The sequence below is a fragment of the Candidatus Poriferisocius sp. genome (genome assembly GCF_965202595.1).
In the GTDB taxonomy this organism is placed as follows: Bacteria; Actinomycetota; Acidimicrobiia; order Acidimicrobiales; family Bin134; genus Poriferisocius.
This window is the reverse complement of the sequence record NZ_OZ241836.1, coordinates 2,083,128-2,106,384: the sequence shown is the minus strand read 5'-3', so window position 1 is coordinate 2,106,384 and position 23,257 is coordinate 2,083,128. Positions and strand designations below refer to the sequence as shown.

General features: G+C 66.9%; 18 protein-coding genes. 10 read left to right on the top strand and 8 right to left on the bottom strand.

Going from position 1 to position 23,257, the window contains the following annotated elements; translation table 11 throughout:
* Positions 1 to 11: 11 nt before the first annotated feature.
* On the top strand, positions 12 to 1,496 hold the full coding sequence (locus ACOGXC_RS09550; RefSeq protein ID WP_419917967.1) for a cystathionine beta-synthase: 1,485 nt from the start codon (positions 12 to 14) through the stop codon (positions 1,494 to 1,496).
* The gene (locus tag ACOGXC_RS09545) at positions 1,493 to 2,644 is read left to right on the top strand and encodes a cystathionine gamma-synthase (protein WP_419917966.1); all 1,152 of its coding nucleotides are present in this window, start codon (positions 1,493 to 1,495) and stop codon (positions 2,642 to 2,644) included. The genes ACOGXC_RS09550 and ACOGXC_RS09545 overlap by 4 nt, the downstream gene beginning before the upstream one ends.
* A 54-nt stretch (positions 2,645 to 2,698) precedes the next feature.
* On the opposite strand, the gene ACOGXC_RS09540 is transcribed toward ACOGXC_RS09545, so the two are convergent.
* Entirely contained in the window at positions 2,699 to 3,937 is a 1,239-nt protein-coding gene (locus ACOGXC_RS09540; RefSeq protein WP_419917965.1) for an amidohydrolase family protein, read from the bottom strand.
* A gap of 101 nt (positions 3,938 to 4,038) precedes the next feature.
* Here ACOGXC_RS09540 and ACOGXC_RS09535 point away from each other — a divergent pair, with 101 nt between their 5' ends.
* A complete protein-coding gene (locus ACOGXC_RS09535) occupies positions 4,039 to 5,754 on the top strand; it encodes an N-acyl-D-amino-acid deacylase family protein (protein WP_419917964.1) in 1,716 nt (571 codons plus the stop codon).
* An 85-nt stretch (positions 5,755 to 5,839) separates the two neighbouring features.
* Here the strand turns inward: ACOGXC_RS09535 and ACOGXC_RS09530 are convergent, their stop codons facing one another.
* The gene (locus tag ACOGXC_RS09530) at positions 5,840 to 6,055 is read right to left on the bottom strand and encodes a helix-turn-helix domain-containing protein (RefSeq protein ID WP_419917963.1); all 216 of its coding nucleotides are present in this window, start codon (positions 6,053 to 6,055) and stop codon (positions 5,840 to 5,842) included.
* A gap of 151 nt (positions 6,056 to 6,206) precedes the next feature.
* Between ACOGXC_RS09530 and ACOGXC_RS09525 the strand changes: the two genes are divergently transcribed.
* Complete coding sequence (locus ACOGXC_RS09525; protein WP_419917962.1) at positions 6,207 to 8,387, top strand: DEAD/DEAH box helicase; 2,181 nt, start codon at positions 6,207 to 6,209, stop codon at positions 8,385 to 8,387.
* 74 nt (positions 8,388 to 8,461) lie between these two features.
* Here the strand turns inward: ACOGXC_RS09525 and ppgK are convergent, their stop codons facing one another.
* Entirely contained in the window at positions 8,462 to 9,226 is a 765-nt protein-coding gene (gene ppgK, locus ACOGXC_RS09520; RefSeq protein ID WP_419917961.1) for a polyphosphate--glucose phosphotransferase, read from the bottom strand.
* Between the two features lie 221 nt (positions 9,227 to 9,447).
* Here ppgK and ACOGXC_RS09515 point away from each other — a divergent pair, with 221 nt between their 5' ends.
* The 3 genes from ACOGXC_RS09515 to ACOGXC_RS09505 all read left to right on the top strand — a co-directional run bounded on the left by ACOGXC_RS09515 (position 9,448) and on the right by ACOGXC_RS09505 (position 11,951).
* Positions 9,448 to 10,458: an LLM class flavin-dependent oxidoreductase gene (locus tag ACOGXC_RS09515; RefSeq protein ID WP_419917960.1), complete on the top strand. Its 1,011-nt coding sequence runs from the start codon at positions 9,448 to 9,450 to the stop codon at positions 10,456 to 10,458.
* A gap of 117 nt (positions 10,459 to 10,575) precedes the next feature.
* Positions 10,576 to 11,382: an SDR family NAD(P)-dependent oxidoreductase gene (locus ACOGXC_RS09510; RefSeq protein WP_419917959.1), complete on the top strand. Its 807-nt coding sequence runs from the start codon at positions 10,576 to 10,578 to the stop codon at positions 11,380 to 11,382.
* A gap of 77 nt (positions 11,383 to 11,459) precedes the next feature.
* On the top strand, positions 11,460 to 11,951 hold the full coding sequence (locus tag ACOGXC_RS09505) for a beta-class carbonic anhydrase (RefSeq protein WP_419917958.1): 492 nt from the start codon (positions 11,460 to 11,462) through the stop codon (positions 11,949 to 11,951).
* Positions 11,952 to 12,069: 118 nt separating this feature from the next.
* Here ACOGXC_RS09505 and ACOGXC_RS09500 read toward each other — a convergent pair whose 3' ends face one another.
* From ACOGXC_RS09500 to ACOGXC_RS09490, 3 genes are all read right to left on the bottom strand, one after another.
* Positions 12,070 to 14,538 (bottom strand): CaiB/BaiF CoA transferase family protein, encoded by a 2,469-nt coding sequence (locus ACOGXC_RS09500; protein WP_419917957.1) that lies wholly within the window; start codon positions 14,536 to 14,538, stop codon positions 12,070 to 12,072.
* Between the two features lie 45 nt (positions 14,539 to 14,583).
* Positions 14,584 to 15,456 carry a DUF6159 family protein gene (locus ACOGXC_RS09495; RefSeq protein ID WP_419917956.1) on the bottom strand — a complete coding sequence of 291 codons (873 nt, stop codon included), beginning with the start codon at positions 15,454 to 15,456 and terminating at the stop codon, positions 14,584 to 14,586.
* A 232-nt stretch (positions 15,457 to 15,688) separates the two neighbouring features.
* The gene (locus ACOGXC_RS09490; RefSeq protein ID WP_419917955.1) at positions 15,689 to 15,874 is read right to left on the bottom strand and encodes a hypothetical protein; all 186 of its coding nucleotides are present in this window, start codon (positions 15,872 to 15,874) and stop codon (positions 15,689 to 15,691) included.
* 88 nt (positions 15,875 to 15,962) lie between these two features.
* On the opposite strand from ACOGXC_RS09490, the gene ACOGXC_RS09485 reads away from it, so the two are divergent.
* Positions 15,963 to 17,276 (top strand): PQQ-binding-like beta-propeller repeat protein, encoded by a 1,314-nt coding sequence (locus ACOGXC_RS09485; protein WP_419917954.1) that lies wholly within the window; start codon positions 15,963 to 15,965, stop codon positions 17,274 to 17,276.
* Positions 17,277 to 17,414: 138 nt separating this feature from the next.
* On the top strand, positions 17,415 to 18,251 hold the full coding sequence (locus tag ACOGXC_RS09480) for an NAD(P)-dependent oxidoreductase (RefSeq protein WP_419917953.1): 837 nt from the start codon (positions 17,415 to 17,417) through the stop codon (positions 18,249 to 18,251).
* A 19-nt stretch (positions 18,252 to 18,270) separates the two neighbouring features.
* On the opposite strand, the gene ACOGXC_RS09475 is transcribed toward ACOGXC_RS09480, so the two are convergent.
* On the bottom strand, positions 18,271 to 19,134 hold the full coding sequence (locus tag ACOGXC_RS09475) for a MaoC/PaaZ C-terminal domain-containing protein (protein WP_419917952.1): 864 nt from the start codon (positions 19,132 to 19,134) through the stop codon (positions 18,271 to 18,273).
* 76 nt (positions 19,135 to 19,210) lie between these two features.
* Positions 19,211 to 20,485 carry a cytochrome P450 gene (locus ACOGXC_RS09470; protein WP_419917951.1) on the bottom strand — a complete coding sequence of 425 codons (1,275 nt, stop codon included), beginning with the start codon at positions 20,483 to 20,485 and terminating at the stop codon, positions 19,211 to 19,213.
* 208 nt (positions 20,486 to 20,693) lie between these two features.
* On the opposite strand from ACOGXC_RS09470, the gene ACOGXC_RS09465 reads away from it, so the two are divergent.
* Complete coding sequence (locus ACOGXC_RS09465; RefSeq protein ID WP_419917950.1) at positions 20,694 to 23,249, top strand: CaiB/BaiF CoA transferase family protein; 2,556 nt, start codon at positions 20,694 to 20,696, stop codon at positions 23,247 to 23,249.
* The last annotated feature ends 8 nt before the right edge of the window (positions 23,250 to 23,257 follow it).

Below are 23,257 nucleotides of genomic sequence, written 5' to 3'. Positions count from 1 at the left end.
AGTTTAGAAGCGTGGAGGTCGCTGATTCGATCCTCGACCTCATCGGTAACACCCCGCTGGTACGGATGCGGCGGGTTGCGACCGGGGTGTCGTGTGAGGTGTTGGCCAAGCTGGAGATGCTGAACCCCGGCGGTAGCGTGAAGGATCGCCCCGCGGTGGCCATGATCGACGCGGCCGAGCGGGAGGGGTTGCTGAAGCCGGGCGGTACCATCATCGAACCCACCTCGGGCAACACCGGGGTGGGCCTGGCCATGGTTGCGGCCCAGCGGGACTACCAATGCATCTTCGTCATGACCGACAAGGTGAGCCAGGAGAAGGTGCAGCTTCTACGAGCCTACGGTGCCGAGGTGGTGGTTTGCCCGGTGGCGGTGGATCCCGAGGAGCCCGAGTCCTACTACTCCACCGCCGAGCGGCTGGTGGCCGAAATCCCCGGTGCCTACCGGCCCAACCAGTACTTCAATCAGGTGAACCCGTGGGCCCACGAGCTGACCACCGGCCCCGAGCTGTGGAACCAGACCGGTGGGCGCATAACCCACTTCGTGGCCGGGGCGGGAACCGGGGGCACGCTCAACGGGGTGGGTCGCTACCTCAAGCGGCGGAACCCCGAGATCAGGATCATTGCCGGTGATCCCGAGGGGTCGGTGTTCAGCGGTGGTTCGGGCCGGCCCTATCTGGTGGAGGGCATCGGTGAGGACTTCTGGCCCGAGACCTACGATCCTGCGGTGGTGGACCGGGTTATCCCCATCTCCGACCAGGCCTCCTTCGACATGGCCCGGCTGGTGACCCGTAGGGAGGGTTTGCTCATCGGAGGGTCGGGTGGTACCGCGGTATGCGCCGCTTTGGAGGTGGCCCGGGACTGCGGCCCCCACGATGTGGTGGTGGTTCTGCTGCCCGATGCCGGACGGGGCTACCTGTCGAAGGTGTTCAACGACGACTGGATGGCGTCGCACGGGTTCCTGATCGGTGAGCACCCCAGCGTGAAGGACGTGCTCGACGCCAAGGAGGGGGCTCCACCCCCGCTGGTTTATGTCAGGCCCGACGATCCGGTCAGCCTGGCGGTGACCCGGATGCGTGACCACGGGGTTAGCCAGTTGCCGGTGGCCAAGGGGGAGATGCCTCTGGCTGCGGCCGAGGTGATGGGAGCGGTCCACGAGCTTCAGCTCATGGAACTGGCTTTCAACGGTAACCTGCTGGGCCAGCCGGTGGAGAACGTCATGAGCCGGCCCCTGGAGCAGATAGGCATCGGCGAGTCGGTGGCGCTGGCCGTGACCAAGCTGGAGCGTTCCCCGGCGTTGCTGGTGCTCGACGGTGGGCGACCCCGGGCGGTGATGACCAGCACCGACGTTCTCGGGTTCCTGTCCTCGGCACCCTCGGCGTTCCCGGACTCCTCGGTGGCTTTGGATCCATCGGGAACCTCGGCGTTCCCGGACTCCTCGGTGGCTTTGGATCCATCGGGAACCTCGGCACCCTCAGGAACAGGAGGAACATGGCCATGAGCGGTTCTACCCCGGAGCGGTGGGGGTTCGAGACCCGGGCCATCCACGTGGGCCAGGAGCCCGATGAGGCCACCGGGGCCCTGGTCGTTCCCATCCATCTGTCCACCACCTATGTTCAGGATGCCCCCGGCCGGCCCCGGGGCTACGAGTACTCCCGCACCTCCAATCCCACCCGGGTTGCGCTGGAGCAGTGCGTGGCCGGGCTGGAGGGGGCTCGCCACGGGTTGGCGTTTGCCAGCGGCATGGCGGCGGAGGACACGGTCGTGGGGCTTCTGCGTCCCGGTGACCACGTGGTTATGGGCATCGATGTCTACGGGGGGACTTTCCGGCTCATCGCCCGGGTGTACGGTGAGCGGGGCATCCAATGGTCGGCGGTGGACATGACCGATCTGGATGCGCTGGCCGCAGCCATCCGTCCCGAGACACGCCAGGTGTGGGTGGAGACCCCCACCAACCCCATGCTCACGGTGGTGGATGTTGCTGCGGTGGCCGATCTGGCCCACGCCTCGGGGGCCGATGTGGTGGTGGACAACACCTTCGCCACTCCCTATCTCCAGAACCCGCTGATGCTGGGGGCCGATGTGGTGGTGCATTCCAGCACCAAGTACCTGGGCGGCCATTCCGATGTGGTGGGCGGCTTCATCGCGGTGAACCGGGACGAGTTGGCCGAGCGGCTGGCCTTCGCCCAGAACGCGGTGGGAGCGGTGCCCAGCCCGTTCGACTGCTACCTGCTGCTGCGAGGGGTCAAGACGCTGGGGGTGCGCATGGATCGCCACTGCACCAACGCGGAGGCGGTGGCCCGGTTCCTGGACGGGCATCCAGCGGTGTCACGGGTGCTGTATCCCGGACTGCCCGGCCACCCCGGCTCCGAGGTGGCCGCCCGGCAGATGCGGGCCGGCGGCGGGATGGTGTCGGTCATCCTGGCCGGGGGCGAAGCGGCTGCCGCGGCTCTGGCCGGCTCCACCCGGGTATTCCGGCTGGCCGAATCCCTGGGGGCGGTGGAGTCGCTCATCGAGCAACCCTCCACCATGACCCACCTGTCGGTGGCCGATTCCCCGCTGGCCGTCGATCCCGGGCTGGTGCGGCTGTCGGTGGGCATCGAGACCATCGACGATCTGCTGGCCGACCTGGAGCGCGCCCTGAGCTAGCCCTGAGCTAGCGGGACCGCCCCCGACCTCGAACCCCCCCTGGTTGCCGCGGTGTTATTCCCGGATGTCTGATTCCAGCAGGGGAATGTTGAAGCCGTAGAGGGCGGCACAGTTGTCCCGCACGATCATCCGTCGCTCATCGGCGGGAACGTCGGCCAGGGTTTCGGCCACCACTTCGCGGGAGCGGGGGAACGTCGATTCGGTGTGGGGATAGTCCGACCCCCACATGAGGGTGTGGGTGCCGTAGGTGTCCCTAACTCGCACGCCCACCGCGTCCTCCTGGAAGCTGACGAAGCAGTTGGAACCGAAGAAGTGGCTGGGGCGGGCATCGGGGTCGGCGAAACGGTGCCAGTTGCCCCGCAGCGGTCGGTCGGTGTAGCAGTAGTCCATTTGGAACAGCCAGAACGGGATCCACCCCACCTCGTGCTCCACCGATCCCACCCGAAGCCCGGGATGACGCTCGAACACGCCGGCAAAGATCATCTCTCCCAGTGACTTGCGCACAAAATGATCTTGCAGGTAGAAAGCCGACTCCGACACCGACCGTACATCGGACCCGTTTTGTTCACTGTTGCTGGTTTGTTCACTGTTGCTGGTTTGCCCATCGGATCCGGTTTGCCCGCTGTTGCTGGTCTGCCCGTCAGGTCCGGTTTGCCCGCTGGCGCTGATGAGTGCCCGGCCGGTGGCCACGTGCATGGACAGGGGTATGTCCAGATCCACCGCGGCGGCCCAGAAGGGCTCGTAGCGGGGATGGTCGTAGCCCTGGTGGGCCGGGGGCATCACGCTGATCATCGCCCCGGCCAGGCCCATGTTCCGGCACCGGGTCAGCTCGGTTATGCCCTCGTCGATGTCGTCCACATTGATGAGGGCGATGCCCTTCAGCCTCTCGCTGTCGTGGGCGCAGAACTCGGCGATGAAGTCGTTGTAGGCAGCCATGGTGATCGAGCACAGCTCGGAGTCGGCGATGCTGTAGGCCAGGAGCGCCTCGCTGGGGTAGATCACCGATGCCACCACCCCATCGGTACGGTTCTCGGCTATGAACGCAGCCGGGTCGTAAGCCCCGGGTCGAACCTCGTCGAACGATGCCTCTATGCGCAGCTCGGTGGCATCCTTGTCGAACCGGTCGCCGGTCTGGATGCCCAGAAACGACATGGAGCGCTTACCGTCGATGTACCACCAGTCGCCACCGGGCTCCCGGCGCACCTGCGGTACCCGCTCGGCCATAGGCCCCCTGACCCGCTCGGTCCACAGATCCGGTGGTTCGATGATGTGCGAGTCGGAGGAGATCATCATGGGTTCGATATAGTAACCGCGCCTAGTCTGGCTGCATGTTCGATCTGCCATGTTCGATCTGCCATGTTCGATCTGATCGTGACCGCGCCTAGTCTGGCTGCATGTTGGATCTGATTGTAAAGAGCGGCACCGTGGTGGATGGCACCGGTTCACCGGGGTTCACCGGTGATGTGGGCATCAGCGGGGGGCGCATCGCTGCGGTCGGCACCGTTGATCGGCCTGCGGCCCGGATCATCGATGCCGCGGGGATGGTGGTGGCCCCGGGTTTCGTGGATGTCCACACTCACTACGACGCCCAGTTGTTCTGGGATCCGGCGGCCTCCCCCTCCAATGAGCACGGGGTGACCACCGTGCTGGGGGGCAACTGCGGGTTCACGCTGGCCCCGCTTCGAGCCGAAGACTCCGACTACATCCGCCGGATGATGGCCAAGGTGGAGGGCATGCCCCTACCGGCACTGGAGCAAGGTCTGCCCTGGAGTTGGTCGAGCTTTGCCGAATACCTGGATGCGCTGGAGGGACGCATAGGGGTGAACGCCGGGTTCCTGGTGGGGCACTCGGCCATACGTCGCTACGTCATGGGGCCCGATGCCACCGGCAACACCGCCTCGCCCGAGCAGGTGGCCGAGATGGTACGGGTGCTGCATGAGGCCCTGGAAGCCGGGGGGTTGGGGTTCTCGTCCTCGCAGTCCACCACCCACTCCGACGGCAACAACGACCCGGTCCCGTCCTATTTCGCCGACCGGGCCGAGATGCTGGCGCTGGCCGGGGCGGTGTCCGATCATCCCGGAACCTGGCTGGAGTTCATCATTACCGGCTGCCAGGGGTTCTTCAGCGATGACGAGATCGACTTGATGACCCAGATGTCGGTGCGGGCCCAGCGGTCGCTCAACTGGAATGTCCTGTCCCACGCCTCCACCACCATGGATCGCACCCAGCACCAGCTCGGTGCCTCCGATGTGGCGGCCCGGGCCGGCGGGCGCATCGTGGCTTTGTCGATGCCGTCCATCGGGGGTCTGAAGATGAGCTTCGCCACCTACTGCGCGCTCTACCTGCTGCCCAACTGGGGCGACATCTTGTATCTGGACCACGATGACAAGAAGGCCAAGCTGGCCGACCCGGCGGTGCGGCGCTGGCTCGACGAGCAGGCCCGCAGCTCGGAGGGGCCCTTCCAGTTCATATCCGAATGGGCCAACATGGAGATCGGCGACACCTACGCTGCGGAGAACGACGGGCTCACCGGGCGAAGGGTGGGGGATGTGGCCGCCGAGCGGGGGAAGGATCCGTTCGACACGCTGCTGGACATCGTGGTGGCCGACGACCTGCAAACGGCGCTGTGGCCCCAATCGTCCGACGACATCGACCTGGCCTGGCAGCAGCGAGCCGAGCTGTGGCGGGACCAGCGGGTGCTGGTGGGCGGTTCCGATGCCGGTGCCCACCTTGATCGCATGTGCGGTGCCCGCTATCCCACCGAGATGCTGGCCACCTGCGTGCGCGACCGGGGTCTGCTGTCGCTGGAGGAGTGCGTGCGGCTGATGACCGACTTGCCGGCCCGCCTGTTCGGGTTGAGGGGTCGGGGGCGGGTGGCCGAGGGCTTTCATGCCGATCTGGTGGTGTTCGACCCCGGCACCGTGGCCTCCGGGCCCATTGTGGGGCGAACCGATCTGCCCGCCGCTTGCGAACGCCTCTACGCCGGAGCCATCGGGGTGGAGCATGTGATGGTCAACGGCACCAGCATCATCACCGCCGCTCGCCCCACCGGTGCCACCCCTGGAACCCTGTTGCGTTCTGGTCGCGATACCGAGACCGTGCTGCCCTGATCGGCCCCGCCGCCCTGAGCCACCCCCGCCACCCCCGGTCGGGGAGTTCGGATGCGGCAACGACCGGGGGTGGCGGGTGTGGGGGTCAGGCGGCGAAGTTTTCGTCCCTGATGAGGTAGCACTCAGCCAGGCCCGACAGAGCGGGATGGCGCAGCTCCGAAGGGCGGAACCGGACGGCCTCACCGATACGGTAGGCGGGCACGATCCCGTCGTTGATGCCTTGCAGAAGGCAGTGATCATCGATACCCAGCATCTGGCACGCTGCGGCCGGGCCGATAAGATCTTCCCCAAGGTGGTTCATGCATTTGCTCCTTTTTCTTGGCTTCCCCAAGCCGCTGATCACGGCATCAGGAGCGGGCATTGTCGCCAGGTGAACTGTCAAATTGTTCCCATCGGGGCGGGTGCTGGAAGTCGCCCCGGGGGTAATTGGCCCCTTTAGCCTGGTTGTTGCCATGCCTGAGCCTCCTTGCCTGGGTGATTTCATGCCCGCTGCGGGCGACCCGGCACCATCCGCAGTAGCGGTTCCGTCCTCAACTTGCCTCGGTGATTTCATGCCCGCTGCGGGCGACCCCCACGAGTTGCTCGGGGCTTTCTGCGATTGGGCCGATGCGGCCGGATTGGATCTGTACCCCCACCAGGAGGAAGCGGTGCTACGGCTGCTGGAGGGAGACAGCGTGGTTCTGGCCACGCCCACCGGCTCGGGGAAGTCGCTGGTGGCGATGGCGGGGGTGTTTGCCGCTCTGGCCCAGGGTCGGCGAGCCGTCTACACCGCGCCGATCAAAGCCCTGGTGAGCGAGAAGTTCTTCGAGTTGGTGGCGGCTTTCGGTGCCGAGCGGGTGGGCATGGTCACCGGCGACGCCACGGTCAACGCCGGCGCGCCGGTGATCGCCTGCACCGCCGAGATTCTTGCCCAGAGGGCTCTGCGGTCGGGCCGCGACACCGACACCGACCTGGTGGTGATGGACGAGTTCCACTACTACGGCGACCGGGATCGGGGTTGGGCCTGGCAGGTGCCGCTTCTCGAATTGAACCGTCCCCAGTTCCTTTTGATGTCGGCCACCCTGGGCGACACCACCGCGCTGCGCAACGACCTGAGCCGGCGAACCGGGCGAGCCGTTGCCCTGGTGGCCTCGGCCCAGCGGCCGGTACCCCTCGACATCGAGTACCGGGATACTCCCCTGCACGTGTCCATCGCCGAGTTGCTGGCCACCGGCAGGGCACCCGTGTACATCGTCCACTTCACCCAGCGGGAGGCAACCGCCCAGGCCCAGAACCTGACCAGCCTCGATGTGCTGGATGCCGGGGGCAAGGCTGCGGTGAAGGAGGCGATTGGGGGTTTCCGGTTCGACACCCCGTTCGGCAGGGATTTGCGCCGATTCGTGCTGGCCGGGGTGGGGGTGCATCATGCCGGGCTTTTGCCCAAGTACCGGCTGCTGGTGGAGAAGCTGGCTCAACAGGGGCATCTGCGGTTGATCTGTGGCACCGACACCCTGGGGGTGGGGGTCAACGTTCCCATCCGCACCGTGCTGTTCACCCGCCTTTACAAGTACGACGGCCGCCGTACCCGGGTGCTGTCGGTGCGGGACTTCCAGCAGATCGCCGGCCGGGCCGGGCGCCGGGGGTTCGACACCGAGGGCAGCGTGTGGGTGCAAGCCCCCGAGCACGTGATCGAGAACCGGCGGATCGAGGCCCGAGCCGCCGCCGACCCGGTCAAGCGGCGCAAGCTGGTGAGAAAGAAGCCACCCGAGCACAACTACGCCCATTACGACGGCGACACCCTGGTCCGGCTGTGGCAGGGTCGCCCCGAGACCCTGGAGTCGAGCTTCGCGGTTACCCACGCCATGATGCTCAACGTTCTCGACCGCTCCGGCGACGGCTGCACGGCCATGAAGCGCCTGCTGATCGACAACCACGAGCCCCGTTCTCGGCAGCGGGACCACATCCGCCGGGCGGTGGGCGTGTTCCGGTCGCTGACCGAAGCCAATATCGTGGAGGTGCTGGATGCGCCCGACGCCCGGGGCCGCCCGGTGCGGGTCAACCTCGATCTTCAGGATGAGTTCCGGCTCAACCAGCCGCTCGGTTTGTTCGCGGTGGAGGCGCTGGAGGCGCTGGATATCGACTCCTTCGACTATCACCTCCAGGCGCTCAGCGTGGTGGAGTCGGTGCTGGAGGATCCCACCGTGGTTCTGCTGGCCCAAAGGGACAAGGCCCGCGACGACCTCATGGCCCGGTTGAAGGCCGAGCGGGTGCCCTACGACGAGCGCCTCGAGCGGCTGGCGGAGGTCATCTGGCCCCGCCCCGAGGCCGAGTTCATCGAGCCCGCCTTCGCTGTGTTCGCCCGCCACCACCCCTGGGTGGGCCGCGACCGTCCCAGTCCCAAGTCGGTGGCCCGCGACCTCATGGAGCACGGCGACACCTTCAACCAGTACGTATCCCGCTACGGCATCAAACGCTCCGAGGGCGTGCTGCTGCGCTACCTGTCCGACTGTTACAAGGCCCTGGTCCAGACCGTTCCCGCCGCCGCGGTCAACGATCCCCTCGCCACCCTTACCACCGACCTCCGCACCCTGCTGCACACCACCGACTCGAGCCTCCTCGACGAGTGGGAACATCTCCGGGGCCAGTCTTCTTGACGAGTGGGAACTTACCCGGGGCCAGTCTTCTTGACGAGTGGGAACTTACCCGGAACCAGCCGCCCGGGTTGAGTTCATGTCTCGGTAGGGGGGAGGTGCTTTCCGACCGACACCATGGCGGCCCCGACGATGCCCGCGTTGTTGCGCATCCGGGCGACGGCCACCTCGGTTTCGATGTCCAGTAGCGGACCCCATTCGTCGAACTGCTTGCTGATGCCGCCACCGAGGATGAAGAGGCTGGGGGAGATGATCTTCTCGAGATGCTCCAGGTAGCGCTGCACCCGGGCCCCCCACGCCGGCCAGCCCAGGTTGTCGCGCTCCCGGGCCCTGGCCGATGCCCACGTCTCGACATCCTGTACCTGCCCGTCGAGGTGGAGATGGCCGAACTCGGTGTTGGGGACCAGGATGCCGTTCACGAACATGGCGCTGCCTATCCCGGTGCCGAAGGCCGTGAAGCACACGGTTCCCGACCGCCCCACCCCGGCTCCGTGGGTCATCTCGGCGATTCCCGCGGCATCGGCATCGTTGATGATCGTCACCGGAGCCCCGATACGGTCGCTCATAATTCCGGCGACATCCACCCCGGCCCAGGAATGGTGCAGGTGAGCCACCCACTTTATGCTTCTCCCGGTGATGGGGGCGGGGAAGGCGCATCCCACCGGTCCGGTCCATCCGAATGATGTCACCAGCTCGTTGAGCACGGCCGACACCCGGTCGGGCGTGCTCGGTTCGGGGGTTGGGATCCGGAGGCGGTCGTCGAGCAGCTCGCCGGTGCTTGTATCAACCGGCGCGGCCTTCATGCCGCTGCCCCCGATGTCGATGCCGAAAGCTGTGCTCATGGGTGTATTCTCCGTGTTCCGGTTTGCCGGCTGCCCCCGATGTCGATGCCGAAAGCTGTGCTCATGGTTTCCCAGGTCCTTCCGGTTGAAAGTACCAGCGGCCCCCGCTGTCGATGCCGAAAGCTGTGCTCATGGTTTTCCGGGTCCTTCCGGTTGAAAGTACCAGCGGCCCCCGCTTCTTGCTTTGATGAAGATTGTGTCCTGATTAACATTTTGCTCAGATGAACATCGTGCTCGAGGCTGAGATAAGTCCCGGTATGGCGGCCGCGGATGCGGTGGGGTTGGCCCGGTTGGTGGAGGAGGCGGGCTTCAGCCGGCTGGGCCTATCCGATGTGGCCTTTTGGCCCGATTGCTTCATGCTCCAGGCCCTGTGCGCCCAGGCCACCAGCCGGATCGCGGTGGGGGCCATGGTCACCAACCCCTACACCCGTCACCCCGTGGTGCTGGCCGGAGCCCTGGCCACCCTGAACGACATCGCCCCCGGTCGGGCATTCTGCGGGCTGGGAGTGGGCGCGGGCCTGGAACCGCTGGGCATTGACTACCCCAAACCCGTGGCCACCCTCCGCCGGGCGATAGCCGATATCCGCACGCTGCTGGCTGGTGGAGAGGTGGGCGGTGAGCGCCTGGCCCGTCCCCCCGCTCATCCGGTGCCCATCTCCATCGGCACCCGCAGCCCCCAGGTGATGCGCCTGGCCGGAGAAGTGGCCGATATTGCCCTGGTGGGGGGTCGCTACCTGTCACCCCACCTGGCCGACACCTACCGGGTCTGGCTGGCCGAGGGCTCCGCCCGGGCCGGGCGCGCACCGGAAGATTTCGAGATCGCCCCCCGCCTCACCCTGTGCTGCTCGAGCGACGGCGACCTGGCCCGCCGCAGCGTCAAGCGCTACGCGGCCCACTACCTAACCCTTATCCGCCCTCCCGAGTTGGACGTGAGCCCCCACCGCATGGCCGCCATCGAGGCCGCTCTGGCCCGCAGCCGGGGTTGGTACTTCGACCACAGCCGGTTCGACGATCCCGAACTGGACCGGTTGATCGACAACCGCCTGGTGCAGGCGTTCACCATTGCCGGCACCCCGGCCGAGTGCGCCGACCAACTGGCGGCCGTGCTCAACATGGGTTTCACCAGCGCCAGCCTCAACCTGGCGGCCACCGCCCGCCCCACCGCCGCCGAGGGCCTGGCCGAAACCATCACCAGCTTCGCCCCGGTGGTGGCCTCACTGGCCAACCTCTGACCGTCGATCGTCTCCTTGCCAGATTTATGGGTACTTCTGACCGTCGATCGTTTCCTTGCCGGATTTATGGGTTTCGCGGGCCGGTGGTTTCGCTGACCCGGTAGAGTCTCGCCGACGGTGAGAACTTGGAGGTCGCTCATGGGAAGGCTGGACGGCAAGGTTGCCCTGATAACCGGGGGTGGGGGTGGGCTGGGAACGGCCATAAGCGTCCTGTTCGCCGGCGAGGGGGCGCGAGTGGTGGTGCAGGACCTGGACGAAGCGGCCGCGGCCGCCACCTCCGATCAAGCGATGGCCGGCGGGGGCGAGGCCATGAGCGCGGCCTGCGACGTGTCCGACAGCAAGGCCATCGAGGCCATGTTCGCCGACATCGACACCCGTTTCGGTCCGGTCACCGTGCTGGTGAACAACGCCGGAGTGGACCACACCCCGGGGGACGGCTCGGGGGAGGGGAACACCGGTGGTGATCGGCAGGTGGCGATGATGAGCGACGACGGCTGGCAGAGGATGCTCGACATCCACCTGAACGGTGCCTTCTACTGCACCCGTGCCATGGTGAATCGCCTGCTGGACACCGGGCAGAAGGGTTCGGTGGTCAACATGTCGTCCATCGCCGGTCTGGCCGGGTGGGGGCCGGTTCACTACGCCACCGCCAAGGCCGGCCTTTTGGGGTTCACCCGAGCCCTGGCCCGGTTCTGCGCCCCCATCGGGATACGGGCCAATGCGGTGTGCCCCGGGGTGATCGACACGCCGATGGTGAAGGGCGTGGATGCCGCCATGATCGAGGGGCTCAAGATGATTACCCCCGCCGGTCGCATAGGGGTACCCGACGACATCGCTTACGCCGCCCTCTACCTGGCCAGCGACGAGAGCGATTTCGTCACCGGCGAGACCATCACCCCCAACGGGGGGCTCGTCATCGGCTGATGTCGTCGGCTGATCCTGAGCCAGGGGCCGGTAAGGTGGTTCTCGGCAACATCGGGTGAAGGCACAGGAGGCTTTTGATGGCATTAGTAGACGATTTGCTGGAGAACAACGCGAGCTATGCCGCGAGCTTCGACCGGTACGACCTGCCGATTCCACCCAGGCTCAAGCTGGCGGTGGTGGCGTGCATGGATGCCCGCCTGGTTCCCCACGCCATCCTCGGCATCGACGAGGGGGATGCCCATGTGATCCGCAACGCGGGGGGTGTCGTGACCGACGACGCCATCCGTTCCCTCATGATCTCGCAGCGGTTGTTGGGGACGGTCTCGATCATGCTCATCCATCACACGGACTGCGGCATGCAGACCTTCCGCGACGACGACCTGAAGGATGCGATCACTGCGGACACGGGTATCCGCCCGCCTTTCGCCCTGGAAGCTTTCCCGGACTTGAACGATGACATCCGCCAGTCGATCGCCCGCATCCAGGCCAGCCCGTTCATCCCCAACAAGAACGACATCCGCGGGTTCGTCTACGACTGCGCCACGGGCAAGCTGAACGAGGTGACCTGATCGCCGCCAACATGAGCCTCATAAGGCATCTATCAACACCGCCAACATGAGCCTCATAAGGCGTCTACCAACACCGCCAACATGAGCCTCATAAGGCGTCTACCAAGATCAAGATGGCTTATGAAGGGGTGTCGGGAAGGGGTATTTCCAAGGCCCCCATCTCGATGAGGCGGTCAACCTCGGCCGGATCCATACCGAGGTCCTGGAGGCAGATCTGGCGGGTGTGCTCGCCGAGGAGGGGGGCGGCGTGGACCGGGGGAGTGGGCATCTCGCTGCCGTAGAAGCAGGGCCCCTCCAGCACCAGGTTGCCGGCCCCGGGCTGGAACACCTCGAGCAGGAACCCCCGCTCGGTGAGTTGGGGGTCGGTGAGGTGGTCCAGGGCGGTGAGCATGGCCGCGCCGGGCACCCCGGCCGCCTGGCAGGCCTCCTGCACTTCGAGCGGTGAGAGGGTGGCTGTCCACCCGGCCACTCCGGCGTTGACCGCCTCCCGGGCGGCCCGGCGGCCGGCCGCGCTGTCGTAGGCTGGGTTCTGGGCCCATTCCGGGTTGCCCATGGCTTGCTTCAGAGCGGCCCAGTCGGAATCGTCGCGCCCGCACACCACGCTCCATTGCTGGTCGCCGGCGCACTGGAACACCCCCCAGGGTGCGCCCCGCTCGGAATCGTTGCCCACCGGTTGCACCGACCCCGGGCTCAGCGACTCGGCCATGAACAGGTCGCCCAGCGTGTTGACCAGGGCTTCGGCCTGGCTGATCTCGGCGTGGGCTCCCTCACCCCGGCGCTCACGGCCGACCAGCCCCGCCAGCGCCCCCAGGGCGCACAGTCGCCCGGCCAGGTGGTCGGGATGGATGGCGTTGGACCCCGGGGGCGGGTCCCCGTCGGTGAAGTTCCACAGGTACTTGATGCCCCCCACCGTCTGGATGGTGGGGCCGTAGCCGATCCAGTCGGCGTAGGCCCCGGTGGAGCCCATGAGCTGGCTGCTGGCCATGCACACGCCGGGGTTCAGCTCCTTCAGCGTCTCGTAGCCCACTCCCATGGCATCCATGGTTCCGGTGGAGTTGTTCTCGATCACGATGTCGGCCGTTTTCACCAGCTCCTTCAGCACGGCGAGACCTTCGGGGATCTTGGAGTTGACCCCGAAGCTGCGCTTGGTGCGACTCGACGAGGCGAACGAGGGGGTCATCTCGGTGCCGGTCACCAGTCGCATGAAGTCGGGGTAGGTTCGGGTCTCGATCTTGATGACATCGGCCCCGTACTCGGCCAGCATCCGCCCGCCCTCCACGCCCACCCCGCCATGGCCGAAATCCAGCACCCGTATGCCGGCCAGCGGCTGAGCCGGCTCGCCCCCAGCCGGTACCGGGTCGTGGGTTGTTGCTGCCGTACCTGCCGGTACCGGGTCGTGGGCTGTTGTTGTCGCAGCCACTGGTACTGGGTCGTGGGCCGTTGTTTTAGCAGCCACCTCGTTGTTGTGCTCGCCCACCTTTGGGGCCTTGAAGCGGTAGCCCTGACGCTGCCGGTTGATCTCCAGGAACCCCGATGCGGTGGCCGCGGTTGTGCCCGGGGCCACCTCCACCGGCACGAAGGTTGATCGGGATACGTAGTGCTCGTTCACCAGGATGTCCGAGGGCTTGAGCATCGGGGTGACCACCACCCCCCGGCGCTGAGCCTCGGCGGCGGCCGCCTCCATCGTCATGGGCGCGAAGTGCTCGGCGATCACCGGGTTGAGCACGTCACCGTTCATCAGCCGGGTGAGGGTTTGGGCCCACATCTCGTCGGCAAAAGCCTCGGGGCGGCCCATCCACTCCCACATCGCGAACCACTGGCGGGGGCTCAGGATCACCATGGTTATGAAACCGTCGGCCGTCTCGAACAGCGGGTACACCACGGTGGTACCCGACCGGACAATGGGCGGATCCAGGCCCGCGTCCAGGGTGGGTTGCATGTTGGCCAGTTGCCAGGTGTTCAGTTGGATGGCCGCTTCCAGTGCCGAGAGGTCCAGGTGCTGGCCTCGCCCGGTGCTTTGCCTGGCCACCAGGCCGATGGTTGCCGCCAGCGCTCCGACCACCCCGGCGGCGTCGTAGGCGAACGCCCCGGGGATGAGCAGCGGCGGCTTCTCGGGGATGCCGGAGGCGGCCAGATGCCCGCTCATAGCCTGGATGACCTCGTCGGTGGCCTCGAATCGGGAATACGGCCCCTCCTGGCCGAAATCGGTGATCGACAGCACCAGGAGGTGCTCGAACTCGGCCGACACCTCCCGGGGGTCGAGCCCGAACGGGGCCAACGTTCCGGGCTTGGTCGACTCGATCCATACGTCGGCCCCGGCCAGCAGCTCCCGGAGCCGGGCCTGACCGTCCGAGGTGGTGAGGTCAACGGTGATGCCCCGCTTGTTGAAGTTGCGGAAGGCGAAGTACAGGCTGGTTTCGCCATCGGGGGCGAACGGGGGGAGGCACCGGGATGCGGCCCCGCCGGGGGGCTCGACCCGGATCACGTCGGCCCCGAGATCGGCCAGCAGCCGCCCGGCCAGTTCACCCTTGACATCGGCCATGTCGATGACCCGGAGGTCGCTCAGCGGGAGTTCAATGCGAGACACGATTCTCCGCCCGGACAACGGCTGATGGGTGGTTGCCTTACCTGCCTAGAAGCCTCCGGAACCGAAGCCTCGCATCAGGCGGCCCTGCGACCGCTCGTGGAAGACATCGCCGATGCCGGAGCTCTCGAAGCCCGAGGGCACCTGCCCGGTGGTGGCATAGAGGTACAGGGCCATCTGGAATATGGCGGTGAGCGTGCTGATCACCACCGATACCAGAGCGATCCAGGCAATACCGATGATGAGCCCGATTGCGGTCCCGGCCGATCCGGCGGCAGCACCAATGACGATTACGAGAATGCCCGGCAGGGCGGCCACCAGGCCGATAAGGCCGAACCCCACCTGGGCGATGAGGTTCTCCCCCCAGGTTTGCCGCAGGAGTTCGCCCGAACGTTTAACCGAGTTGATGGGACCGGTCTGCTCAACCACCAGGATGGGCACCACGAGGAAGGTGAGCACCCCCCAGGCCATGTCCAGGAGGCTGCCCAGAAAACGGGTGATGGCGTTGTCGGAACTCTGGATGGCCCGCAGGATCATTCCCACGGTTACCGCCAGCAGGGCCCAGGGTACGATCACGTGCAGCCGGGAGAACGCCCCCTTGATGGCGCTGGAGATGGTCGGGTCGCCGCCGCTGAACCGCTCCCGGGCCCCCGACACCACCGCGGCGTTGAATAGCACGGTGATGATGGCGACCGCCACCAGGATGATGATGCCCCCGATCCAGAGCATGGGTTCGCCGCCCGAGCCGTTGCCGCCGTCGTTGATCCCACCGGTGGCCAGCCATATGGGGATGCCGATTACCCCTAACACCGCCAGCGAGGCCAGCGCTCCTATCACCGGCAGCATCGCCAGCTCCCGATCGTGTTGCAGGACTGCCCATGAAGCTTTGGCGGTTTCCAACGTGCGGCGAAATCGACCCATGTAATCAACCCTACCAGCCCCGACCGACATATTCAGCCCTGGCCGCTGGTCGTATCGCCGGGGTTCCGGTGCGGCCCCTCGGTGCATACCACCGTCCGTAGGGAGTTACCGGTTCCGCCGGTTCCGCCCTCGGGTCCAAGAACTCGATCGCCATGGCTCTACGGTAGTGCAAATGAGGTTCTGGAGAGTGTGGGGGGTTACCTGCAAATGAGGTTCTGGAGAGTGTGGGGGGTTACCTGCCGGTGAGGTCTTGGAGAGTGTGGGGGGTTATCGCGGTAGCGGCTGCTGTGGTCGGAGCGGGGGTGATGGTGCTCAATGCGCAGTTCTTCGCCGGGGAAGAGTCGATGCTCACCACATCTTCGGTTCCGGCCCCTCCATCGCCCCCACCCACCCCGGCCCCATCAACCCCCGCACCCACTGCCGACCCGCCCCCGCCCACCGCCAGCCCGACCCCTGCCCCTCTCCCGGCGGCAACTCCCTATCCGGGGTGGGTCGACCCGGCCACCGTGGGGCAACCGCACGGTTCGGTTGCGGGCCTGCTCACCTTCCGGGGCAACCCCACCCGCACTTTTTACGGTACCGGCCCCGCCCCTCGAGCCCCGCAGGAGCTGTGGCGGTTCACCGGTGCCCCCGACCGCGACCTATGCTCGCCCACCTCCTGGTCCGGGGGGGTCACCCTGTGGTGCGGCACCGGCTGGACCGGCCAGCCCGCGGTGTTCGAGCGGGAGGGGCGCACCTGGGTGGTGGTGGGCTCGTTCGCCCCCGCGGTGCACTTCCTGGATGCCGCCACCGGGCAGCGCCTGCGTCCCGACTTCGTGGTGGGCGACCTGATCAAGGGGTCGGTCGCCATCGATCCCGACGGCCATCCCCTGGTTTACTTCGGTTCCCGGGACGACAATTTCCGTATCGTCGCCTTCGACCGTGACGAACCCGTCGAACTGTGGTCGCTCAACGCCTACGCGGTGTCCCCGGTGAGGTGGAACAACGACTGGGACGGTGCCCCCCTGGTACTGGGCGACTACCTGTTCCAGGGGGGGGAGAACAGCCACCTCCACATCGTCAAGCTGAATCGCGGTTACGGCCCCGACGGCCTGGTGACCGTAGACCCCGAGCTGGTGTTCAACGCCCCCGGTTGGGACGACGATTTGCTGGCCGCGGTGGGTGACGGGAACGTGTCCATCGAGGCGGGGATAACCGTTGTGGGCAACACCTTGTACTTCGCCAACTCCGGCGGCCTGGTGCAGGGTTGGGACATCACCGGGCTGGCCGGCGGGCAGCAACCCGAGCGGGTGTTCCGCTACTGGGTCGGTGACGATGTGGACGCCACCGTGGTGGCCGATGCCGAGGGCTACCTCTACGTGGGGGTGGAGTACGAGCGGGAGACGATCCGCAGCCAGGAGTTGGGCCAGATCCTCAAGCTGGATCCCGGGGCCGAAGATCCCCTGGTGTGGGGGACCGACATCCGCAACGCCTTGCCCGACGGGGTATGGGCCACTCCGGCACTGACCCGGCAGATGGTGTACGTGCCCACCAACGCCGGTTTCCTGTACGGGCTCCGCCGTGACACCGGCGAGGTGGTGTGGTCCAAGCGGATGGCCGGGCCGGTGTGGGCATCGCCGGTGGTGATCGGCGACGTGTTGATCCAGGCCGACTGCGCCGGGGTGATCCGGGGCTACGACATCTCCGATCCCGGGGCCGATCCCCCCGAGCTGTGGCGGGTGTCGCTGAACGGCTGTGTGGAGTCCACCGCGGCGGTATGGGACGGTGTCATGTACGTGGGGGCCCGTGGTGGCAGCTTCTATGCCATCGGCGACCGCTGACCGGCTCGCCCACCAAGCTCGACGAAAGAAAGGGAGCCTCTATGACCCGGTTGGGGACGAATAAGGGAGCCTCTATGACCCGGTTGGGAAGGAAAGGGGAGCAGCCATGACTTGGCTGGAGAGGAAAGGGGAGCAGCCATGACCCGGTTGGGAATAATCGGTTTGGGAAACATGGGTGGGGCCATTGCCGAGGGGGTGCTCACCGGCCGGTGGGACGACGACGTCACCGTGATGGGCTACGACGTCTCCGGGGCGGCCATGGAGCGGTTCACCGAATTGGGCGGTACGCCGGCCGGATCGGTGGGGGAACTGGCCCGCCGGGTGGATCTGGTAGCGGTGGTGGTGATCGACGATGACCAGGTGCGCCGGGTGTGCCGGGGCGACGGCGGGGTGATCGCCGGAGCGGCCGAGTCGGGAGCGCTGGTGGCCATCCACTCCACCGTTCTGCCCGCCACCGTGATCGAGCTGGCTGCCGAGGCCGCCGAGATGGGGGTGGTGGTGATCGATGCCCCGGTCACCGGCGGTGCTGGCGGGGCCCGGAACCGGGATCTGGTGGTGATCTGCGGGGGTGACGATGCCCATACCGAACGGGGTCGCCCCCACCTGGAGCGCTACGGGGCTCTGGTGGTCAATGTCGGCCCCCTGGGTGCGGGCCTGCGGGCCAAGCTGGCCCGCAACCTCATCAGCTACGCCGAGATGGTGGTGGCCCAGGAGGCCATATCCTTGGCGGCGGCCTCGGGGGTGGACTTGAGGGCGTTCGCCGCCATAGTGAACCATTCCGACCGCAACATCGGCCCTCACATGGGCATCTTCACCCGACCCATCAACCACCCACCCCCGGCCCTGGGGGGCAGCTTCGTTCAGGTGGCCCACAAGGACCTCGGTGGTGCGCTGACCCTGGGCCAGGAATTGGGCATCGATCTTCCCCTGACATCCCTGGTTGATCAGCACATCGCCGCCGCCTTCGGCGAGTAGCCACCTAGTGAGTAGCTAGCTAATGATAGGTGGCGGTTCCGGTGTCGAGTACTACCCGGTCTCCTACTCGGGTTTGGAACTGGGCGGTGCCGCTGTCCCCGTGCCAGATGTGGATGTCGAGGGTTTCGCCCGGTAGTACCGGCGATGAGAACCGGCCGTGCATGGCTCGGAAACGGGCCGGATCGCCGGCGCACAGGGTGTGCAGCAGCGCCCTACCGGTGAAGCCGTAGGTGCACAGGCCGTGCAGGATCGGGGTGTCGAACCCCCCGGCGGCCGCGAATGACGGGTCGGAGTGCAGCGGGTTGCGGTCGCCGTTGAGCCGGTACAGCAGCGCCTGGTCGGGGCGGGTGGTGTAGGTAACCACATGGTCGGCCTCCCGCTCGGGCACCTTCTGGGGGCCGGCCGGTCCCCGGTCACCGCCCCAACCACCCTCGCCGCGGATGAAGAGCGCGCTGGTGGTGGTGAACAGAAGCTGGTTGTCGGCGGTGTCGGTGGCTTCGGTCTCGGTCACCACGAGGGCGGCCTTGCCCTTGTCGTATATGCCGGCGATACGGCTCACCGAGCTGATCGTGGCTTCCACCGGGAGCGGCTTGTGCAGGGTGAACCCCTGCTCGCCGTGAACCAGCATGGCCGGGTTGTACGTGCCGATCCTGGCCAGCGGGCTGTCGGGACCCCCCAGGCCGCCCCCCAGCACCACGCACATGGTGGGCAGGGCCTTCTGCTCGACCCCCTTGGTGTTCTCGGTGGTGAACTCCAGCTCGAACCCGGTGGGGTCGGACACGCCGGCACCTACCCCCAGCGCATAGAGAAGGGCATCCTTCGAGCGCCAGCTCGATGTGTTCGGGGCGCTCCGAGTGCCGGCAGCGGTGGGGTCGAGAGGCATGGGGGGCTCCTAGCGGGTAGTCGGGATGGAGGTGGACATCGCGGGCATCATTATCATTCCATTGCTGGATACTGGATCAAACCAGCGTTGACAGGTTCTCCTTCGGCGCTGAGCCGGGGTTGACCCGCCGGCCCGGGGTCCAGGCCACCGGAAGGTGTTTCATCCCTCCGATGAAGTTTGAGCGCAACCACTCCGGTTCACCCACCCGGTGGATGTCGGGCATCCGGTCCACGATCTCCTGGAAGATCAGCCGCAACTCCATCTTGGCCAGGTTGGCCCCCAGGCAGTAGTGGGCCCCGCCGCCGCCGAAGGCAATGTGATCGTTGGGGGTGCGGTTGACGTCGAAGGTGAACGGGTCGTCGAAGACCTCCTCGTCCCGGTTGGCCGAGATGTGCCACATCACCACCTTGTCGCCGCTGTCGATGTGCCGACCCCGGATTTCGGCATCCCTGGTGGCGGTGCGCCGGAAGTGCAGCACCGGGGTGGCCCACCGGAGTATCTCGTCGATGTGGGTGTCGGTCACCCCGTCGGGGGAGTTCCTGACCATCTCGAACTGCTCGGGATGGTCCATCAGCGCCAGCATCCCGTGGGCAGTGGCGTTGCGGGTGGTCTCGTTGCCGGCCACGGTGAGCAGGAGCATGAACATGTCGAACTCCAGCTCGCTCAGCCGGTCACCGTCGATCTCGGCGTTGATGAGCTTGGTGACGATGTCGTCGCGGGGGTTGGCCGCCCGGTCCTTGGCCAACCGGTTGGTGTAGGCGTACAGCTCCATGGCCGCCGCCGAGCCGTCGGACTTATCGGCGTTGTACTCGGGGTCGTCGATGCCGATCAGCCGGTTGGACCATTCGAACAGCATCATGCGGTCCTCCTGGGGCACCCCCATTATCTCGGCAATGGCCTGGAGGGGCAGCTCGGAGGCCAGATCCACCACGAAGTCGGCCTCGCCCCTCTCGATCACGTTGTCCACGATCAGGATGGCTCGGTGCCGCAGATACTTCTCGATCAGCCCGATCATGCGGGGGGTGAAGCCCTTGCTGACCAGCCGCCGGTAGCGGGTGTGCTTGGGCGGGTCGGTGGTGAGCATCATCACCCCCCGGGTGTCCATCTCGCTGTTCCGGTTCGGGCTGTCCGGGTCGGGTATGGATATGCCGCCGGTCTCGGAGGAGAAGGCCTCGGTGTCACGGTTCACGTCCACCAGGTCGGCGTGCTTGACCACGTTCCAGAAGGCCGTACCGTTGGGGTCTTGATGGAGCATTACCGGGGCCTGCTCCCGAAGCACCTTGAACATCTCGTGGTGTTCCTGGCGCACGAAGCGGTCGGGGTCGAGCAGGTTGACTTCACTGAGCTTCATGGTGGTATCCCCTTTGTTTCCCGGTGGTGCCCCTTATCGGGCCGGTTGCCGGCGGTTGACAAGCATGAGAAGTGTATTGAAACCGCTGATGGGACAAGATAGCCGAGACAAAAGCCAGCTAGCCCATCATGGTTCATCATGATCAAGCATGATCGGGTGGGGGAGGGTTACGAATGATGGGGCATGATCGGGTGGGGGAGGGTTACGAATGATCGCAGAGGTCCGGGATCGGTCGGGTGGGGGGAACGGGAGCGCCGGCATGCACCAGCAGGGGTCGATGTTGGACGGCATCCGGGTGATGGACTTCTCAACCGGCGTGGCCGGCCCTTACGCAGCCAAGCTGCTGGCCGATGCCGGGGCCGAGGTAGTGAAGGTGGAGAGCGGGGAGGGCGATCCGGTGCGCCGCTGGTCGGCCACCCGGGCCGGCTTCGAGGGCGACAGCGCGCTGTTCCAGTTTCTCAACGCCTCCAAGCGAGGCATCCTCGGCCACCCCGGTGATCCCGAGGTAGAGGAGCTGGTGGCCACCGCCGACGTGGTGGTGGAGTCGTTTCCCGCCGGGCGGGGTACGGGCCGGGCTTGGGCCAAGCGGCATCCCCACCTGGTGGTCCTGTCGGTAACGCCCTACGGGCAGGACGGACCGCTGGCATCCCACCCGTTCACCGAGTACACCGTGCAGGCCCAGAGCGGGGCCATCGCCTGCCGGGGTCGCCCCGATCAGCCCCCGATCCACGCCGGCGGGGGGATCGCCGACTGGACGGCCGGGGCCTACGCCGGTCCCGCCGTCCTGTCGTGCCTGCTGCGGGCCCGGCGCACCGGGCACGGCGAGTACATCGACCTGGCGGTGGCCGATGTGATTGGCATTGCCGCCACCACGTTCAGTGATCTGGCCCACTCCATGCGGGGTGGCGGCCACGACTTCGACCGGGTGGCCCGGTCGGTGGAGGCACCGTCCATCGAGCCCGCCGCCGACGGCTGGGTGGGGTTCAACACCAACACCGCCCTTCAGTACCAGGGCTTCGTGCTGATGATCGAGCGCCCCGACCTGATCGACACCGAGTGGAGCCAGATCGGGGTTCGGGCCAGCCGCCTCGACGAGTGGAACTCCATGGTTCACCCGTGGACATCCCGCCACACCGTGGCCCAGATCATTGAGGCGGCTTCCGAGCTGCGGGTACCGGTGGCCGAGGTCAACGACGGCTGCACCGTGCTCGACAACGAGCAGTTCGCAGCCCGGGGGGTTTTCGTGCCCAACCCCGGAGGCTTCCTCCAGCCCCGACCTCCCTACCTGATGAACGATGCCGGTGAGCCTCGCCCGGCCTCGCCCGCCCCCAGGCTGGGTGAGCACACCGCTTCGGTGCCGCCCCGCCCCCGCCCCGAGCCTCCGCCTTTGGCCCGCGATCCCGATGGTGGTCCCGAGCCATTACTTTCGGGCCGCGATCCCGATGGTGGTCCCGAGCCATTACTTTCGGGCCGCGCCCCCGATGGTGGTCCCGAGCCATTACTTTCGGGCCGCGCCCCCGATGGTGGTCCCGAGCGGCCGCTGGCCGGTATCCGGGTGGTGGATCTCACGAGCTGGTGGGCCGGCCCGTCGGCCACCGGCACCCTGGCCATGCTGGGAGCCGATGTCATCCATATCGAGTCCACCGGTCACCCCGACGGGATGCGCATGACCGGGTTCATGTTCGGTACCGAGGACTGGTGGGAGTGGGGGTCGATGTACGTGGCCGTCAACTCCAACAAGCGGGGCCTGACCCTCGACCTGGACACCGAGGCCGGCCTGAACCTGCTGTGGCGGCTCATTGATGGGGCCGACGCGGTGGTGGAGAACTTCTCCCCCCGGGTTACCGAGAAGTGGGGTCTGAGCTGGGAGGCCATATCGGCCCGCAACCCTCGGTTGGTGTTCATGCGGATGCCCGCGTTCGGGCTGAGCGGGCCGTGGCGGGAGCGGGTGGGGTTCGCCCAGACCATGGAGCAGCTCACCGGAATGGCCTGGGTCACCGGCCACTCCTACGACCAGCCCCGCATCATGCGGGGCCCGTGCGACCCCATTGCCGGGATGCACGGCGCTTATGCCCTGCTTCTGGGGTTGGCGGTACGGGAGCGCACCGGCCGGGGGGTGTTCGTGGAGTCCACCATGGTCGAGGCCGCGCTGAACTGCTCGGCCGAGCAGATCGTGGAGTACACCGCCTACGGCAACGTGATGCAGCGGGCCGGCAACCGGGGTCCGTATGCCGCTCCTCAGGGTTTGTACCCCTGCCGGAGCCATGAGCAGTCGCATGAGCGGTGGCTGGCGCTGGCCGTCGCCACCGACGAGCAGTGGCGGGCGCTGGTGGAGGTGCTGGGTGCGCCCGAATGGGCCGACCGGCCGGAGTACGCCACCGATGCCGGCCGCCGGGAGGGCCACGACGCTCTCGATGCCGGGCTTTCGGCCTGGGCCGCCGAGCACGATCTGGAGGATGCGGTGACCCGGTTGGTGAGCGCGGGCGTGCCCGCCGCCCCCGCCTGGGATCCCCGCCTTCAGAGCGAGCACCCCCAGTTCGTCCACCGGGGCCTGTTCGAGACGGTGGAGCACCCGGTGGTGGGTACCCACCCCGTTCCGGGCATGCCCTACCGGTTCGCCTCGGTGGATCGCTGGATCACCTCCCCGTCGCCCACCCTGGGCCGGCACAATCACGAGATCCTGACCGAACTGGGTCTGTCGCCTGATGAGATCGCCCGATTGGAGGCCGATCAAATCATAGGTACCCGCCCCAAGGGCCTGTGAAGATGGGT

Bases quoted from the DNA above. Each gene is read 5' to 3' on its own strand.
- ACOGXC_RS09545 (WP_419917966.1), top strand. From the start codon at position 1,493: ATGAGCGGTTCTACCCCGGAGCGGTGGGGGTTCGAGACCCGGGCCATC.
- ACOGXC_RS09540 (WP_419917965.1), bottom strand. From the start codon at position 3,937: ATGATGATCTCCTCCGACTCGCACATCATCGAACCACCGGATCTGTGG.
- ACOGXC_RS09535 (WP_419917964.1), top strand. From the start codon at position 4,039: ATGTTGGATCTGATTGTAAAGAGCGGCACCGTGGTGGATGGCACCGGT.
- ACOGXC_RS09530 (WP_419917963.1), bottom strand. From the start codon at position 6,055: ATGAACCACCTTGGGGAAGATCTTATCGGCCCGGCCGCAGCGTGCCAG.
- ACOGXC_RS09525 (WP_419917962.1), top strand. From the start codon at position 6,207: ATGCCTGAGCCTCCTTGCCTGGGTGATTTCATGCCCGCTGCGGGCGAC.
- ppgK (WP_419917961.1), bottom strand. From the start codon at position 9,226: ATGAGCACAGCTTTCGGCATCGACATCGGGGGCAGCGGCATGAAGGCC.
- ACOGXC_RS09515 (WP_419917960.1), top strand. From the start codon at position 9,448: ATGAACATCGTGCTCGAGGCTGAGATAAGTCCCGGTATGGCGGCCGCG.
- ACOGXC_RS09505 (WP_419917958.1), top strand. From the start codon at position 11,460: ATGGCATTAGTAGACGATTTGCTGGAGAACAACGCGAGCTATGCCGCG.
- ACOGXC_RS09495 (WP_419917956.1), bottom strand. From the start codon at position 15,456: ATGGGTCGATTTCGCCGCACGTTGGAAACCGCCAAAGCTTCATGGGCA.
- ACOGXC_RS09480 (WP_419917953.1), top strand. From the start codon at position 17,415: ATGACCCGGTTGGGAATAATCGGTTTGGGAAACATGGGTGGGGCCATT.
- ACOGXC_RS09475 (WP_419917952.1), bottom strand. From the start codon at position 19,134: ATGCCTCTCGACCCCACCGCTGCCGGCACTCGGAGCGCCCCGAACACA.
- ACOGXC_RS09470 (WP_419917951.1), bottom strand. From the start codon at position 20,485: ATGAAGCTCAGTGAAGTCAACCTGCTCGACCCCGACCGCTTCGTGCGC.
- ACOGXC_RS09465 (WP_419917950.1), top strand. From the start codon at position 20,694: ATGATCGCAGAGGTCCGGGATCGGTCGGGTGGGGGGAACGGGAGCGCC.